The following is a 15401-nucleotide window of genomic DNA, read 5'->3' as shown; positions in this document are numbered from 1 at the left end:
AAGGCCGCAGGCTGTGACACCGTTGTCCCGGCGCTGGTTGTGGCTGGTAGGCGCCGTCTCTCTGACTTTCAGCCTGCTGCAGGCTCCCGGCCGGATCTCTCCGGACACCAAGCTCGATCTGACCATCGCTCCGCTGCGCTTCCTGGCTCGTGCCGCCAATCTGTGGAGCAGCGAACTGCCGTTCGGTCAGGTGCAGAACCAGGCGTACGGTTACCTGTTCCCGCACGGCACCTTCTTCCTGGCCGGTGACCTGCTGGGGCTCCCCGGCTGGATCGTTCAGCGGCTCTGGTGGGCGGTGCTGCTCACGGTGGGGTTCTGGGGCCTGCTGCGAGTCGCCGAGACGTTGCGGATCGGGACGCCCACGGCGCGGGTGATCGGCGCCGCCGCGTTCGCCCTGTCGCCGCGAGTGCTCACCACCCTGGGGTCGATCTCGTCGGAGACGCTGCCGATGATGCTGGCCCCCTGGGTGCTGCTGCCGGTCATCCGGGCGCTCGGCGCGCCGCGTGATCCGAACCAGGACGCCCCGGAACGGCCCGCTCGGGTGCTGGCCGGCCAGGCTGGGGTCGCGGTGGCCTTGATGGGCGCCGTGAACGCGGTCGCGACGCTGGCGGGGTGCCTGCCGGCGATGATCTGGTGGCTGTGTCATCGCCCGAACCGGCGCTGGTGGCGGTTCACCGGCTGGTGGCTGCTGGCGCTGGCACTGGCGGTGACCTGGTGGGTGGTGGCCCTGCTGCTGCTCGGCCGGGTCAGCCCGCCGTTCCTGGACTTCATCGAATCGGCCGGCGTCACCACCCGCTGGACGTCGCTGACCGAGATGCTGCGCGGCACCCACAGCTGGACCCCGTTCGTCGCGCCGAATGCCACCGCCGGGGCGCCACTGGTCACTCGCCCGGTGTTGATCCTGGGCACCTGCCTGGTCGCGGCCGCAGGTCTGGCCGGACTGACCGGCCTGCTGGCTCGGCGGACGCCCGGCGCCGGACGGCTGGTCACCATGCTGCTGATCGGGGTGACGCTGCTGGCCATCGGCTATGCCGGTGGGCTGGGCTCGCCGCTGGCCCACTCGGTGCAGGCCTTCCTGGACGGAGCCGGAGCGCCGCTGCGCAATCTGCACAAGCTCGAGTCGGTGATTCGGATCCCGCTGGTCCTGGGGCTCACCCATCTGCTGGGCCGCATCCCGCTGCCGGGCAGCGCGCCGGCGCTGGTGTGGCGGCGCGCGTTCGTCCACCCCGAGCACCACAAGTCGGCCGCGGTCGGGCTGGTGGTCCTGACGGCGCTGATGGTCTCCACGTCTCTGGCCTGGACCGGCCGGCTCGCGCCGTCGGGGACATTCAGCGCGCTGCCGCAGTACTGGCGCGACGCCGCCACCTGGCTCGCCGAACACAACGGTGGCGGCCCCACGCCGGGCCGGGTGCTGGTGGCGCCGGGTGCGCCGTTCGCCACCCAGACCTGGGGAACCAGCCACGACGAACCCCTACAGGTCCTCGACGTCGGACCGTGGGGAGTGCGCGACTCGATCCCGCTGACCCCGCCGCAGACCATCCGGGCACTCGACTCGGTGCAGCGCCTGTTCGCCGCCGGCCGCCCGTCGGCCGGGCTGGCCGACACCCTGATCAGACAAGGCATCTCCTATCTGGTGGTGCGCAACGATCTGGACCCCGACACGTCGCGGTCGGCCCGGCCATTGCTGGTGCATCGCGCTGTCGACGGCTCCCCGGGGTTGCAGCGGGTGGCCCAGTTCGGCGATCCGGTCGGGTCGGGCACGGTCCCGGGATTCGTCTCCGACAGCGGTCTGCGGCCGGCCTATCCGGCGATCGAGATCTACCGGGTCGGTGACCCGGGGGCCGTCGCAAACCCGGGCGCGCCGTACCTGGCTGACCTTGACGCGATGCCGCGGGTCGACGGGGGCCCCGAGGTGTTGCTGCGGCTCGACGAACACCGACGGTTGCGCGGTGAGCCGGTGTTGGGTCCGGTGCTGATGACCGCTGACGCGCGGCGCGCGGACTTGGGCACACCGGTAGTCACCGTCACCGACACACCCCTGGCCCGCGAGACCGACTACGGCCGGGTCGATGACCACTCGTCGACGATCCGGGCGGCCGGCGACGCCCGGCACACGCTGAGCCGGGTGCCGGACTATCCGACGCCCGGCGCCAGCACGGTGTTCGGCGGCTGGCTCGGAGGCCGGCTCACCGCCTCCAGCTCGTCTTCGGACGCCACCACGCTGCCCGACGTCGCGCCGTCGACCTCACCGGCGGCCGCCATCGACAGCGACTCGGGCACCGCCTGGGTGTCCAACGCCCTGCAGTCGGCGGTCGGGCAATGGCTGCAGGTGGACTTCGATCACCCGCTGACCAACGGCACCATCACCTTGACGCCCAGCGCCACGGCCGTCGGCGCGCAGGTGCGCCGGATCCAGATCTCCACGGTCAACGGCACCACCACGCTGCGGTTCGACCGCGCCGGCGAGCCCCTGATCGCAGCGCTGCCCTACGGCGAAACACCTTGGGTGCGGATCACCGCATCGGGCACCGACGACGGCTCCCCGGGCGTCCAGTTCGGCATCACCGATTTGGCGATCACCCAGTACGACGCCTCGGGCTTCGCGCATCCGGTCGACCTGCGCCACACGGCGCTGGTGCCCGCGCCGCCGGCGGGCGCCCAGGTGGCGCAGTGGGACTTGGGGGCGGGCTTGCCGGGCCGGACCGGTTGCGCAACGGCCGACGGCGCGGTGCGCTGCGCGGCGTCGATGATGTTGGAGCCCGAGGAGCCCGCCAGCTTCAGCCGCACCCTGAACGTGCCGCGGCCCATGTCGGTGACCCCGACCGTTTGGGTGCGGCCGCGTCAGGGCCCGAACCTGGTCGACCTGATCGCCGAGCCGGGCGCCCTGCGGGCCCGCGGTGACGCCGACGTGCTCGACGTGCTCGGGTCGGCGTATGCCGCCGCCGACGGTGACCCGGGCACGGCATGGACCGCGTCGCAGCGAGTGGTCGCGCACCGATCACCGCCGACCCTGACCATCACCCTGCCGCGACCGGTCAAGGTGACCGGAGTGCGGTTCACTCCCAGTCAGTCCCCGCTGCCGGCGCATCCCACGCTGGTGGCCATCGACCTGGGCTCCGGTCCCCAAGTCCGGGACCTGGCGGAATCCGACGATGAGCGGGTGCGCTTGCTGCCGCGGGTCACCGACACCGTCACGATCAGCCTGCTGGGTTGGGAGGACGTGATCGACCGCACCGCGATCGGCTTCGACCAGCTCAAGCCGCCGGGGCTGGCCGAGGTCAGTGTGCTCGGCGCCGACGGACGCCCGGTTGCTCCCGCCGATCCCGCCCGCAACCGCTCGCGTCCGGTCCACGTCGACTGCGACCACGGCCCGATCATCGCGATCGCCGGCCGGTTCGTGCACACCTCGATCAGCACCACGGTCGGCGCGCTGCTCGACGACAAGCCGGTGGCGGCGCAGGCGTGCGACCAGCGTCCGATCGCGTTGCCGCCCGGCGCGCAGGAATTGATGATCAGCCCGGGTCCGGCTTTCGTCGTCGATGGCGCGACGCTGTCCGGACCGTCAGCAGCCACCGGAGCGTCCGCGACGACACCCGCGGTCCTCGGCACGTGGGGCTCGGACCGGCGTGAGGTGACGGTGCCTGCCGCGGCGACCGCTCGAGTGCTGGTCGTTCCGGAGAGCATCAACGGCGGGTGGGTGGCCCGCACGTCGGACGGCGCCCGCTTGGCTCCGGTGGCGGTCAATGGATGGCAGCAGGGCTTTGTGCTGCCCGGGGGCACCGACGGCGCGATCACCCTGACATTCGGGCCCAATCGGATGTACCGACTCGGGATGGCCGGCGGACTGGCTCTGCTACCGCTGCTGGCGTTGCTGGCCTGGTGGCCGGCGCGGCGGACCCGCGATCCCGGGCCGCCGGTGCAGCCCTGGGGGCCGAGCCGCCGCGTGGCGGCGACCGGTGCGCTGACGGTCGGATTCTTGATCGCCGGGATCACCGGCGCGGCGGTGTTCGGGGCCGCGATGGTGCTGCTGATCGCGTTGCGGCATCGGCAGCGCGCCTTTGATGTGGCCCGGCTCGGGTTGAGCGCCGGCGGACTGATCACGGCGGGTGCGATGCTGTGCCGGCATCCCTGGCGGTCGGTGGACGGCTATGCCGGCCATTCCGCGGGAGTGCAATTGGCGGCCCTGGTCTCGGTGGCGGTCCTCGCGGCCACAGCGGTGGTTGCGAGGCCGACGGAGTCGGGCGAAGCAGACCAGCGCCCCTAAACCGCGCGCCACATCCGCACCGCGCGTACCGTCGGCCCGCCATTGTGTGTTGTTCGAATCGGATATCGACGGCGCTATCACCGACGAAACAACCGGCAGGCGATAGCGCATGCGCTAGCCGATCCGAACAGCACTACGTGGTTCCATCACGAGGCCGGTGAGTCCCCTGCGGCGCCCGGGACTACTGCGCGGCTTCGAGCTTCTCGATCTGCGTGTTGAACAGCTTCACCAGATCATCGGCGTGCGAGGAGTCCTCGGATCCGTCGCTCTCCATACGCAAACCGATGTCGTTGCTGGTCGCAACCACGAGCACCCCGCGGTAGTAACCGGAGATGGTGGAGGCGGTGATCGAGATCGGCAACCGGATGGCGGCCTTGCTCGCGCTCGTGATGACGGTCGCGACCGCCCACGGTGGCACCCCATCGGCGTCCAGCGGATTCATCTGGATGTCGGTGGTCACCGAACGCCCACCCTGCTCGAAGGTCTGCTTGAACGTCTGGCACTTCTCCACGTACCGCTTGAGGTTCGGGTGATCCGGCGTCAGGGCCAGTCGCACCCGCATCGTGTGCAGGCCGCCGGGCTGCAGCTTCGCCAGCGTCGCCGTCGCCGTCTGGGTGGCCGAGGAGGGGCTGGAGTAGAAGTCGGCGCATTCGGGCGGGTCGACCGTCAGATTCGGCATATCCGAGGGCGCGTCGCCGGCGCTGTTCACCCCGCTGATCCACTTCCCGCCGGACGGGTCCGGGAAGGAGGACCGCTCCACGAGCATCTCCGACGTGAGGTCCTTGATGTCCGGCTTGCCAGACGGCTTGTCCTCCGCCGTGAGTCGGCCGCCCAGGCTCAGAACCAGACCGGCGACCACCACAACCACCACTGCAGCCGCCGCCAGCGACAGCCACAACACCTTGCGTGACCTGGGCTCAGGCGCCGGCACGGGCCACGGCGCACCATAGGGCGGGTAGCCCCCGGGGGCCACACCGGCAGCGTCGTCCTCCACCCACAGCGGCCAGCCCGGAGGCAGCGGCGGCCACGTCGGATCAGGCGCCCAATTGGCGTCCGGTGCCCAGCCGGGCGGCGCAGGCGGCCAGGTGGGCGGTGGGTTGAAACGCATCGGGCAACTCCCGTATCGATGTACTGACGCTGGCTCGTGGCGAGCCTACGCGGTTCGATGGTGGCAGGCTGGACATGCACTCTCACACCGCAGCGCTCCAAAGGAGGCCCGCGTGCCCGCAACACCGATAGCCACGACCAACCCGGCGACCGGCGAAACGGTCAAGACGTTCACCGCCGCCAGCGACGCGGAAGTCGATGCCGCGATCACCCGCGCGGCGAATCGCTTCGTCGAATACCGTCGCACCGATTTCGCTCAACGCGCCAGATGGATGCACGCCGCCGCTGATCTGCTGGAGGGCGAAGCCGACGAGGTCGCCGCGATGATGACCCTGGAGATGGGCAAGACCTTGACTTCGGCCAAGGCCGAAGCACTCAAGTGCGTCAAGGGGTTCCGCTACTACGCCGACCACAGCGCGGAGTTGCTGGCCGACGAGGTCGCCGACGCGTCGAAGGTCAACGCGTCCAAGGCGTTCGCACGCTATCAGCCGCTCGGGGTGGTGCTGGCGGTGATGCCGTGGAACTTTCCGCTGTGGCAGGCGGTGCGATTTGCCGCCCCGGCCCTGATGGCCGGCAATGTGGGCCTGCTCAAACACGCCTCGAACGTGCCGCAGACCGCGCTGTACCTCGCCGACCTGCTGGCCCGTGCCGGTTTCCCCGAGGGCTGCTTCCAGACCCTGCTGATCTCCTCGGGCGCTGTCGAGCGGGTGCTGCGCGACCCGCGGGTGGTGGCGGCCACCCTGACCGGCAGCGAACCCGCCGGGAGGTCGGTCGCCGCTATCGCCGGCGACGAGGTCAAACACACCGTGCTGGAATTGGGCGGCAGTGACCCGTTCGTTGTCATGCCCTCGGCCGACCTGGAGTCCGCGGTGCGTACCGCGGTCACCGCGCGGGTGCAGAACAACGGCCAATCATGCATCGCGGCAAAGCGATTCATCGTCCACACCGACATCTACGACGACTTCGTCGCCCAGTTCGTCAGTCAGATGTCGGCACTGCGGGTCGGCGACCCGACCGACCCGGATACCGATGTCGGACCGCTGGCCACCGAATCGGGCCGTGACGAGGTCGCGCAGCAGGTCGATGCCGCTGCCGCCGCCGGCGCGGTAATCCGTTGCGGCGGCAAGCGACTCAACCGCCCGGGCTGGTTCTATCCGCCCACCGTGATCACCGACATCAGCCGTGACATGGCGATCTTCACCGAAGAGGTGTTCGGCCCGGTGGCATCGGTGTACCGCGCCGCCGACATCGACGAGGCCATCGAGATCGCCAACGCCAGCCCGTTCGGGCTGGGATCCAATGCCTGGACCCGCGACGAGGCGGAGATCAGCCGGTTTGCCGACGAGATCGAGGCCGGCCAGGTCTTTATCAACGGGATGACGGTGTCCTACCCGGAGCTGCCGTTCGGCGGGATCAAGCGATCCGGGTACGGCCGGGAACTCTCGGGCCATGGCATCCGGGAGTTCTGCAACCTCAAGACGGTCTGGGTGGCCTGACGCCGGCCGTCAGCCCGCCGCGATCTTGCCGGCGACGCCCACCACCCGCGTGGCCAGGTGGTCGAGGGCGGCCAGGGTGGGCTCGTCCAGCTCGTTCTGGTTGTTCGGTCCGGTGATGTGCCCGACGCCGTACGGGTTGCCGTCGGCGAACTTGATCGGGTCGGTGTAGCCCGGCGGGACCAGGATGCCGCCGAAATGCATCAGGGACACGTAGAGGTTCAGCAGCGTGGCTTCCTGCCCGCCGTGGGCGGTCTGACTCGAGGTGAAGCCGGCATAGACCTTGTCGGCGAGTTCGCCCTTGGCCCACAGCCCACCCAGCCCGTCCAGAAAGTTACGGAACTGCGCGGAGGGGGAACCGAAGCGGGTGGGCGAGCCGAAGATGACGGCGTCCGCCCAGACGATGTCGTCCCCGGTGGCCGCGGGCAGATCCTTGGTCGCCGCGTAGTTGGCGGACCACGCCGGGTTGTGGGCAAAGGTCTCCGGGTCGCGTGTCTCCTCGATGTGCCGCACGCGGACCTCGGCGCCAGCCGCCTCGCCCGCCCGGGCCACCCGCTCGGCCATCTTGGTGCCGTGCCCGGTGGCCGAGTAGTAGATAACCGCCAACTTCGTCATTGCCATCTCTCCTTTGGTTGTTGTGTCGTGTCAGTGCGTGCCGGTCAGCAGGCCCTGTATCTCGGTCAGCTCGTCGTTGAACTGGTCTCGGTGCGGCCGTGAGCCGCTCGCCCGCAACAGCCGAGCGAAATCCCTGGCCGCCTTGGCGATCCGTTCGGGCAGGCCCGAGCCGGACCCGTCCGCGCCGAAGTCCGCGGTGGCGGCGAACACCCCGGTGGGCGATACCAGCGCATGCAGATAGCAGAACATCGGACGCAGGGCGTGGTCCAGCACCAGCGAGTGGCGCTGCGTACCGCCGGTCGCCGCGATCAGCACCGGCATCCCCTCCAGCGTCTGCTCGGGCAGCACGTCGAAGAACGACTTGAACAACCCACTGAACGTCGCGTTGAACGTCGGCGTCACCGCGACCACTCCGTCACTGCCCGCAACCGCGCCGAACACCTCCTCCAGCTCCGGTGAGGCGAACCCGGTCAACATCGCGTCGGTGATCGCTCGGGCCAGATGGCGCAGCTCGATGACCTCGATGTCGACCTGCCCGAGCTCGGCGCGGACCGCCGCGCCGAGCCGGTCGGCCAGCAGTCGGGTGGACGACGGCTCACGCAGGCCGCCACTGATCACGATCAACTTCATGACGCCTCCTGAATCTCGGGTTGCCGCGCAGCCTCGACCAGCGACTGGTGCGTCGGCGCACCGGGAACGTGCGCGGGCCGTCCGATGGCGAACTCCTTGCGCAGCACCGGGACGACGTGCTCGCCCAGCAGATCGAGCTGTTCGAGCACCGTCTTCAACGGCAGACCCGCGTGGTCGACCAAGAACAGCTGGCGCTGGTAGTCGCCGACGTAGTCCCGGAAGCTCAGGGTCTTGTCGATCACCTGCTGCGGCGAGCCGACCGTCAGCGGGGTCTGATCACTGAACTCCTCCAGGCTCGGACCGTGCCCATAGACCGGGGCATTGTCGAAGTAAGGCCGGAACTCGTTGACCGCGTCCTGACTGTTGGGCCGCAGGAACACCTGACCGCCCAGGCCCACGATCGCCTGGTCGGCACCACCATGGCCGTAGTGCTCGAAGCGCTGGCGGTACAGCTGCACCATCCGCTTGGTATGCGACGCCGGCCAGAAGATGTGGTTGGCGAAGAAGCCGTCGCCGAAGTGCGCGGCCAGCTCGGCGATCTCGGGCGTGCGGATGGACCCGTGCCAGACGAACGGCGGAACCCCGTCCAGCGGACGCGGTGCCAGGGTGAATCCGTGCAGCGGGGTGCGGTATTCACCGCTGAAGTCGACGACCTCCTCACGCCACAACCGGCGCAGCAACTGATAGTTCTCCACCGTCAGCGGCAGCGCGGTCCGGATGTCCTTGCCGAACCAGGGGTACACCGGTCCGGTGTTGCCCCGCCCCAGCATCAGGTCCACCCGGCCGTCGGCGAGGTGCTGCAGCACGCTGTAGTCCTCGGCGATCTTCACCGGGTCGTTCGTGGTGATCAGCGTGGTGGCGGTGGTCAGCTGGATCCGCTGCGTCTGCGCCGCGATGTAGCCCAGCAGGGTGGTCGGCGACGACGGCACGAACGGCGGGTTGTGATGCTCACCGGTGGCGAAGACGTCCAGGCCCACTTCCTCGGCCTTCTTGGCGATCGCCACGGTCGCCTTGATGCGCTCGGCCTCAGTCGGCGCGCGGCCGGTGGTCGGGTCGACGGTCACATCGCCGACGGTGAAGATGCCGAACTGCATACCGGTGGTCGTCACTGCGGGCCCTCCTTGGTTCGTTGTCAGCACTCTAACTGATAGTTGCTAACGCAACTAGTTGACGGTCCATTTCCGCATTTTCTGGCCGCTTAACGCGCCACGCCACCTGGACGATTGTGCTCATGTCAACTATATTCGGCGTCATGGAGACACGGTGGCTCAACGAGGAGGAACAGCAGATGTGGCGGGGCTACCTCGACAGCACCCGGCTGCTGCTACGCAGCCTGGACCGACAACTGGCCGCCGATGCGGGACTGACCCTGTCCGACTTCGAGATCCTGGCGCTGCTGTCCGAGGCGCCGGAACGCCGGCTGCGGATGAACGAGTTGGCCGACATCACCGTGACGACTCGCAGCGGAGTGACCCGAGCGGTCAAACGGCTGACCGACGCCGGCTGGGTCCACCAGGTCAAGTGCGAGGAAGACAAACGCGGCCAATACGCCGAGCTCACCGAGTCAGGCATGGACAAGCTGCGAGCCGCCGCACCCGGTCACGTGCAAGCGGTGCGGGCCGGCCTGTTCGACTCGCTCAGTCCGCGCGAGGTGGAACTGTTCACCCACTCCTACGCGCGAATCCGCGACAATCTGCTCGAGCACCCGTAGGCATTCTCGGCGAAGGCAACCGACCGCCGCGTCGATCTCCATACGATCGAGCCATGTCGCACTGCCACACCGCGCGCGGGCCCATCGACACCGCGAACCTCGGCGTCACCCTGATGCACGAGCACGTGTTCATCATGACCACCGAGATCGCCCAGAACTATCCGGAAGCCTGGGGCGACGAGGACGCCCGAATAGCCGACGCCATCACCCGGCTGGACGCGCTGAAGGCCGCCGGAGTCGACACCATCGTCGACCTCACGGTGATCGGACTGGGCCGCTACATCCCGCGGATCGCCCGGGTCGCCGCCGGTACCGACCTGAACATCGTGGTGGCCACCGGCATCTACACCTATAACGACGTGCCGTTCTTCTACCACTATCGCGGGCCCGGCACCATGCTGGACGGCCCCGAGATCATGGCCGACATGTTCGTCCGCGACATCGAGTCCGGCATCGCCGACACCGGGATCAAGGCGGGAATCCTCAAGTGTGCCACCGACGAACCCGGCGTGACTCCCGGCGTCGAGCGGGTGCTCCGCGCGGTGGCCAACGCCCATCGCCGGACCGGCGCACCCATCTCCACCCACACCCACGCCGGCACCCGCCGCGGCCTGGAACAGCAGCGCATCTTCGAGGAAGAAGGCGTCGACCTGTCCCGGGTGGTGATCGGGCACTCCGGAGACAGCACCGACCTGGGCTATCTGGAAGAGCTGATCGCGGCGGGATCGTATCTGGGCATGGACCGCTTCGGGATCGACCTGATCCTGCCGTTCGAGGAGCGGGTGAACACGGTGGCAGCCATGTGCGAGCGCGGCCACGCCGACAAGATGGTGCTCTCCCACGATGCCAACTGCTATTTCGATGCACTGCCCGGCGACCTGAGCTCGGTGGCCGCACCGAACTGGCACTACCTGCACATCCACAACGACGTGATTCCGGCGCTACGACAGCGCGGCGTCACCGAGGAGCAGCTACGCACCATGCTGGTCGACAACCCGCGCAAGATCTTCGAGCACTCCGGCGGCTACTGAGGCCCTACGTTCGTCGAGACCGGCTGCCGACATTGAGCTCCAGCGAATCGAGAATCGCGCGCAGCCGCTCGGGGGTGGCCTGATCGGGATCGCTGAGTCGCAGTTGCAGCAATTCGCGGCCGATGGCGGCAACGACGCGCGCGGTGTAGTCGGGATCCGGCAGATCGGGCAGGCTGCGCAGCAGTTCACGGGTGAGGAAGGCCCGGACGGCGGCCTCGGCGCCGGCCAGCCGCTCATGCAGCTCCGGTGGCGCACCCTGAGGCGGAAACAGGAACAGTCGCCAGGTGGCGGCGTGGCCGTCGGTGGCGCGCAGCACCCCGTCGAAGACCCGCGCCAGGAAGCCGTCGGCGCCGGGGTTCTCGGTGCCGGTGATCGCGGCGGTGAACTGGGCCGCGGCACGGGCCGCTTCACGATCGATGAGTGCGACGAAAAGACCTGCGGGACTTCCGAACTGCTGATAGATCAGTGACCGATTGACTCCGGCGCCGAGCGCGACCCGGTTCGGCGTGGCGGCGTGGAAGCCCTCCGCGTCGACGATCGCGTGGGCGACGTCGAGGATCTGCTCGCGTCGTGCCTCGCCCGTCATCCGCTGCCGACTGCCCCCGATCACACTTGACAGCATAATTAACGCTCTGTTAGCTGTAACTAACAACCTGTGAGTTATGCGGAGGCCGTCGATGACCACGCACTACCCCGAGCTTGCCGAGCGCGTTCGCCGCCAGGCCGAGATCCTGCCGGCTCTCTACGGCGGGCTGAACTTCGACGTCCAGCCCTACCGGACGGCAACCTCACCCGACGACGTGTCGTCGCTGCCGGCCTGGGTGGCCGAGCGCGACCCCTATCTGGCCGACGAGCCCGCGGTCGAGCTGATCTGCGCGGCGACCTGGCTCGGCGATGCGGTGGCCGACGCCTACGCCACCCTGATGTCGGAATACAGCGTCACCGACCTGATCGGCATGTTGAAGCTGGCCTGCCGCAAGGGAATCGAGGCCGTCCCCGACGCGCCACCGGAACTGCACGCATTCATCGCCGCGATGGAAGACGCACCGGACTGGCTGGACATGGACGTGGTGCGCCGCGGTGCCCGCGAGTCCCGCATCCCGGCGGCGTTGGTGTCGCCGTTCATCACCCGGGGCGCGTTTATCGCGACGTTCGTCAACACCTACGCGGCGCTGCCGATGGCGCTCACCGGGGCACTGTCGGGCAAACGGGCCGCCCGACGCGTCAACGAGACCACCAGCTTCTTCGCGATCACCACCCTGCCCGGCGCCCTGGAGCGGCATGGGCCCGGCTTCGAGGCGGCGGCCATGGTGCGGCTGATGCACTCGATGGTGCGCTACAACGCCCTGAAACGGTCCCCGAAATGGGACGTCGACGTCTACGGGCTGCCGATCCCCCAAGTCGACCAGATGCCCGCCGGCATGATCAACCTCTACCTGCTGTCGCTGGCCGCACAGCGCCAGGGCCGCACCGAGTTCAGTGCCCGCGAACGCGCGGTCGTCGAGTTCACGCACTACCGCAACTTCCTGCTGGGGCTGCCCGACGAGCTGCTGCCCCGCACACCGGCGGAGATCGTCCGCGTCTTCCACGCGCGTGCGGCACTACTGCGCGACGACTTCGACGACGCCACCTGCGGCGAGATGATCCGCTCCACAATGGCCGCCTACCTACGCCCGAACGAGAGCCTGCGCGAACGCATCGCCGATACGGTGGAGCGCAGCTACAGCAAGGCGGCTTTCATCAAGGCGTTCTGCAGTGGCGACCGTGCCGTCGCGAAATCGATGGGCGTGCCGATCGGGGTGGCCGACGTCATCCGGATCGGGCTGACCGCACCGTTTATCGTCGGCCGACTGCTGATCGTGCAGAAAGCCAATCGTTCCTCCCTGCTGCAGCCGTTCGTCGATGACTACATCATCCGGCTGCTGAAATACCGGTTGAAGACCTACGGGGTACCCGAATTCACCAGCGATGCCGCCGACTACACCCCGGCCGAGAAGCCCGTGTAGCCGCACCCGCTTGACAACGCCGGCACCGGTTCTGTTGGCTGCAACTCACAGCTTGTTAGTTAATTCGGAGGTCCTTGAATGCCCACGCACTACCCCGACCTGCACCAGCGCGTGCGCCGTCAGGCCGAGCTGTTGCCGGAGCTCTACGGCGACCTGGACTTCGACGTACAGCCCTACCGCACGGCGAACTCCCCCGACGACATCTCGTCACTGCCCGGCAATCCGGCCAACCGGGCCAAGTTGCTGGCCGACGATGCCGCCGTCGAATTGATCACGACGGCCACCTGGCTGGGCGATGTGGTGTCGGACTCCTACGCCGCACTGATGGGCCAGTACAGCGTCAGCACCCTGATCGGCATGCTCAAGCAGGCCTGTCGCCACGGTATCGACGCCGTGGCCGACGCGCCGCCGGAGCTGGCGGCGTTCATCGCCGACATGGAGGCCACCCCGGACTGGCTGGACATGGACCTGGTCCGAAAAGGCGCCGAGCACTCCCGACTCCCGATGGCGCTGTTGGCGCCGTTCGTCGTCCGCGGTGCGTTCATCGCGACCTTCCTCAACACCTACGCCGCCCTGCCGATGGCCCTGACCGGCGCACTCTCGGGCAAGCGTGCCGCCGGGCGGGTAAACGAGACCACCAGTTTCTTCGCCGTCACCACGCTGCCCGGCGCGCTGGACCGGCACGGCCCGGGTTTCGAGGCGGCGGCCATGGTGCGGCTGATGCACTCGATGGTCCGCTTCAACGCGCTCAAGCGATCCCCGAAGTGGGACATCGGCATCTACGGCCTGCCGATTCCGCAGATCGACCAGATGCCGGCCGGGATGATCAACCTCTTCGTGCTGGCGATGGACGCCCGCCGCCAAAAGCGCACGGAGTTCACGCCGAGCGAGCGCGCTCAGGTCGAGTTCACCCGTTACCGCTGCGTTCTGCTCGGCCTGCCCGAGGAGCTGCTGCCGACCACACCCGACGAGATCATCCGAGTGTTCAGCGCCCGTGCTGCGCTGTTGCGCGACGACTTCGACGACTCCACCTGCGGAGAGTTGGTTCGCTCGACGATGGCCGCCTACCTGCGCCAGGAGCAGACCCTCAGTGAGCGCATCGCCGATGCGGTCGAGAAGAGCTACAGCAAGGCCTTTTTCGTCAAGACGTTCTGCGGCGGGAAACGTGACGTGGCCAAGAAGATGAGCGTCACTCTCAGTGCGGGCGACTATGCGCGGATCGCCCTGACGGCTCCGTTCGTGACGGGCCGCCTGCTGGTGGTGCAACGCGCGGTGCGCACCCCCGGCCTGCGCCGGCTTACCAACGCCTACGTGCTGCGGCTGCTCAAACGGCGACTGGCCGCTTACGGCACGCCCGAATTCACCAGCGACTCCGCCGAGTACACCCCGTCGGGCAAAGCCGCCTGAGCGACATCGGGGCGCTCCGCCGGACGCCGGGTCTCCCAGCCGCGTAGCTTCTCCCGGCACGGCTGCTCGACCAGGGCATAGCTGACCGCGGCGATAGCGACGGTGAACACCATCGTCAGCGCCAGCACCACCGCCATGTCCCCGGTGAACGCGAATCGGCCGATCACGGGGAACACCATGTCGAGGGCCGCCAGGTGCCAGATGAAGATCCCGTAGGACCAGCGGCCCAACGTCACCATCGGCGCGCTGGCCAAGAACCGGTGCGGTGTGTCCGGCCGGTCCAGTACCAGCGGTGCCAACAGCGCCCAGGCCAGCACGCCGCCCATCGCGGTGCGCACGATGAACTGCCCGACGGTGGCCGAGGTCAGCCCCTCCGGTCCGGCCAGCGGCGACGCCGCCACTCCGAACGCCACCACGGTCAGCAGCGCCATCGGCAGCCGCCGACGGGCCAGGCGGTGCACCCGGCCGACCGGGCTGTACGCCCACTCCGCCAGCAGCATGCCCGCCCCGAACCAGCAGCCGTAAGCCGGCGCCCAGTTCAACGGGTTCACCCCGTAGGGCGTGTGGATGGGCAGGAATCCCCAGCCGAGGCTGAGCAGCGCCACGCCCGCGATCGCCGGTATCCGGGCGCGCACCGGTAGCCGCCGCGCCGCCAGCGCCAGCAATGGCAGTGCGATGTAGAAGCTGACCTCCACGGCCAGGCTCCACATCTGGGTCAGGCCCGGGGTCAGGGTCAGCGGCACATAGATCTGCGTCATCGTGAGATTGGCCAGCCACACCACCAGGCTGGCGCCCCCGGCGTCGGGCAGCAGCGCGAGGATCACCACCACCGACACCAGGTAGGCCGGCATGATCCGCACCACCCGCGACCGCAGGTAATGCCCGGTCGGCGGCGCGGGGCGCAGTCCGCGCGCGGCCGCGGCGTGGCCACGCCAGAGCAAGAATCCGCTCAGCGCGAAGAACACCGCGACGGCCATGTCGAAACGACCCCAGAGCCGGCCGCTGATCCCCGTCGAATGCCCGGTCTGAAACGCGACATGCGTGATCACCACCCCGATGGCCGCGCAGGCGCGCATACCCTCGACGGCGGGCAGGAAGCTGCGTACGCCACCTACCTGCTGACTCATCTGTTTTCCG

Annotated in this window: 12 protein-coding genes; 6 read left to right on the top strand and 6 right to left on the bottom strand. The window is 68.8% G+C overall.

The features are described 5' to 3' along the window. Nucleotides 1-13 precede the first annotated feature (13 nt). Entirely contained in the window at nt 14-4264 is a 4251-nt protein-coding gene (locus ACJH71_RS15900; RefSeq protein ID WP_406758956.1) for an alpha-(1->3)-arabinofuranosyltransferase family protein, read from the top strand. A gap of 181 nt (nt 4265-4445) precedes the next feature. Here ACJH71_RS15900 and ACJH71_RS15895 read toward each other — a convergent pair whose 3' ends face one another. Next, complete coding sequence (locus tag ACJH71_RS15895) at nt 4446-5372, bottom strand: hypothetical protein (protein WP_406758955.1); 927 nt, start codon at nt 5370-5372, stop codon at nt 4446-4448. Between the two features lie 112 nt (nt 5373-5484). Here ACJH71_RS15895 and ACJH71_RS15890 point away from each other — a divergent pair, with 112 nt between their 5' ends. Then, entirely contained in the window at nt 5485-6867 is a 1383-nt protein-coding gene (locus ACJH71_RS15890) for an NADP-dependent succinic semialdehyde dehydrogenase (RefSeq protein WP_406758954.1), read from the top strand. A gap of 9 nt (nt 6868-6876) precedes the next feature. Here ACJH71_RS15890 and wrbA read toward each other — a convergent pair whose 3' ends face one another. Genes wrbA through ACJH71_RS15875 form a run of 3 tightly spaced genes read right to left on the bottom strand, consistent with a single transcriptional unit; the run spans nt 6877 to nt 9203 of the window. Beyond that, nucleotides 6877-7479 (bottom strand): NAD(P)H:quinone oxidoreductase, encoded by a 603-nt coding sequence (gene wrbA / locus ACJH71_RS15885; protein ID WP_406758953.1) that lies wholly within the window; start codon nt 7477-7479, stop codon nt 6877-6879. A gap of 30 nt (nt 7480-7509) precedes the next feature. Then, nucleotides 7510-8109, bottom strand: coding sequence for an FMN reductase (locus ACJH71_RS15880; protein ID WP_406758952.1), 600 nt, complete (start codon nt 8107-8109; stop codon nt 7510-7512). Continuing rightward, nucleotides 8106-9203 carry an LLM class flavin-dependent oxidoreductase gene (locus ACJH71_RS15875; RefSeq protein ID WP_406759029.1) on the bottom strand — a complete coding sequence of 366 codons (1098 nt, stop codon included), beginning with the start codon at nt 9201-9203 and terminating at the stop codon, nt 8106-8108. Before ACJH71_RS15875 ends, ACJH71_RS15880 begins: the two co-directional genes overlap by 4 nt. Nucleotides 9204-9361: 158 nt before the next feature. Here ACJH71_RS15875 and ACJH71_RS15870 point away from each other — a divergent pair, with 158 nt between their 5' ends. Continuing rightward, nucleotides 9362-9820 (top strand): MarR family winged helix-turn-helix transcriptional regulator, encoded by a 459-nt coding sequence (locus ACJH71_RS15870; RefSeq protein WP_406758951.1) that lies wholly within the window; start codon nt 9362-9364, stop codon nt 9818-9820. Between the two features lie 53 nt (nt 9821-9873). Continuing rightward, on the top strand, nt 9874-10851 hold the full coding sequence (locus ACJH71_RS15865) for a phosphotriesterase-related protein (protein WP_406758950.1): 978 nt from the start codon (nt 9874-9876) through the stop codon (nt 10849-10851). Nucleotides 10852-10855: 4 nt separating this feature from the next. Here ACJH71_RS15865 and ACJH71_RS15860 read toward each other — a convergent pair whose 3' ends face one another. After that, nucleotides 10856-11437, bottom strand: a complete 582-nt coding sequence (locus ACJH71_RS15860; protein ID WP_406759028.1) for a TetR/AcrR family transcriptional regulator — start codon at nt 11435-11437, stop codon at nt 10856-10858. Nucleotides 11438-11528: 91 nt separating this feature from the next. Here ACJH71_RS15860 and ACJH71_RS15855 point away from each other — a divergent pair, with 91 nt between their 5' ends. Continuing rightward, entirely contained in the window at nt 11529-12857 is a 1329-nt protein-coding gene (locus ACJH71_RS15855) for an oxygenase MpaB family protein (protein WP_406758949.1), read from the top strand. 78 nt (nt 12858-12935) lie between these two features. Continuing rightward, nucleotides 12936-14264, top strand: coding sequence for a DUF2236 domain-containing protein (locus tag ACJH71_RS15850; protein WP_406758948.1), 1329 nt, complete (start codon nt 12936-12938; stop codon nt 14262-14264). Here the strand turns inward: ACJH71_RS15850 and ACJH71_RS15845 are convergent. Next, the gene (locus tag ACJH71_RS15845; protein WP_406758947.1) at nt 14201-15391 is read right to left on the bottom strand and encodes an acyltransferase family protein; all 1191 of its coding nucleotides are present in this window, start codon (nt 15389-15391) and stop codon (nt 14201-14203) included. The genes ACJH71_RS15850 and ACJH71_RS15845 overlap by 64 nt on opposite strands. Nucleotides 15392-15401 lie beyond the last annotated feature (10 nt).

This window comes from Mycobacterium sp. SMC-15, assembly GCF_045310925.1.
GTDB lineage: Bacteria > Actinomycetota > Actinomycetes > Mycobacteriales > Mycobacteriaceae > Mycobacterium.
The sequence above is the reverse complement of the archived record's forward strand: the minus strand, read 5'-3'. Positions and strand labels throughout refer to the sequence as shown.

What these genes read in the sequence shown, in the direction of transcription:
- ACJH71_RS15855 (WP_406758949.1), top strand. Translation starts at nt 11,529, where the DNA reads ATGACCACGCACTACCCCGAGCTTGCCGAGCGCGTTCGCCGCCAGGCC.
- ACJH71_RS15880 (WP_406758952.1), bottom strand. Translation starts at nt 8,109, where the DNA reads ATGAAGTTGATCGTGATCAGTGGCGGCCTGCGTGAGCCGTCGTCCACC.
- ACJH71_RS15845 (WP_406758947.1), bottom strand. Translation starts at nt 15,391, where the DNA reads ATGAGTCAGCAGGTAGGTGGCGTACGCAGCTTCCTGCCCGCCGTCGAG.
- ACJH71_RS15895 (WP_406758955.1), bottom strand. Translation starts at nt 5,372, where the DNA reads ATGCGTTTCAACCCACCGCCCACCTGGCCGCCTGCGCCGCCCGGCTGG.
- wrbA (WP_406758953.1), bottom strand. Translation starts at nt 7,479, where the DNA reads ATGACGAAGTTGGCGGTTATCTACTACTCGGCCACCGGGCACGGCACC.
- ACJH71_RS15875 (WP_406759029.1), bottom strand. Translation starts at nt 9,203, where the DNA reads ATGCAGTTCGGCATCTTCACCGTCGGCGATGTGACCGTCGACCCGACC.
- ACJH71_RS15870 (WP_406758951.1), top strand. Translation starts at nt 9,362, where the DNA reads ATGGAGACACGGTGGCTCAACGAGGAGGAACAGCAGATGTGGCGGGGC.
- ACJH71_RS15865 (WP_406758950.1), top strand. Translation starts at nt 9,874, where the DNA reads ATGTCGCACTGCCACACCGCGCGCGGGCCCATCGACACCGCGAACCTC.
- ACJH71_RS15860 (WP_406759028.1), bottom strand. Translation starts at nt 11,437, where the DNA reads ATGACGGGCGAGGCACGACGCGAGCAGATCCTCGACGTCGCCCACGCG.
- ACJH71_RS15850 (WP_406758948.1), top strand. Translation starts at nt 12,936, where the DNA reads ATGCCCACGCACTACCCCGACCTGCACCAGCGCGTGCGCCGTCAGGCC.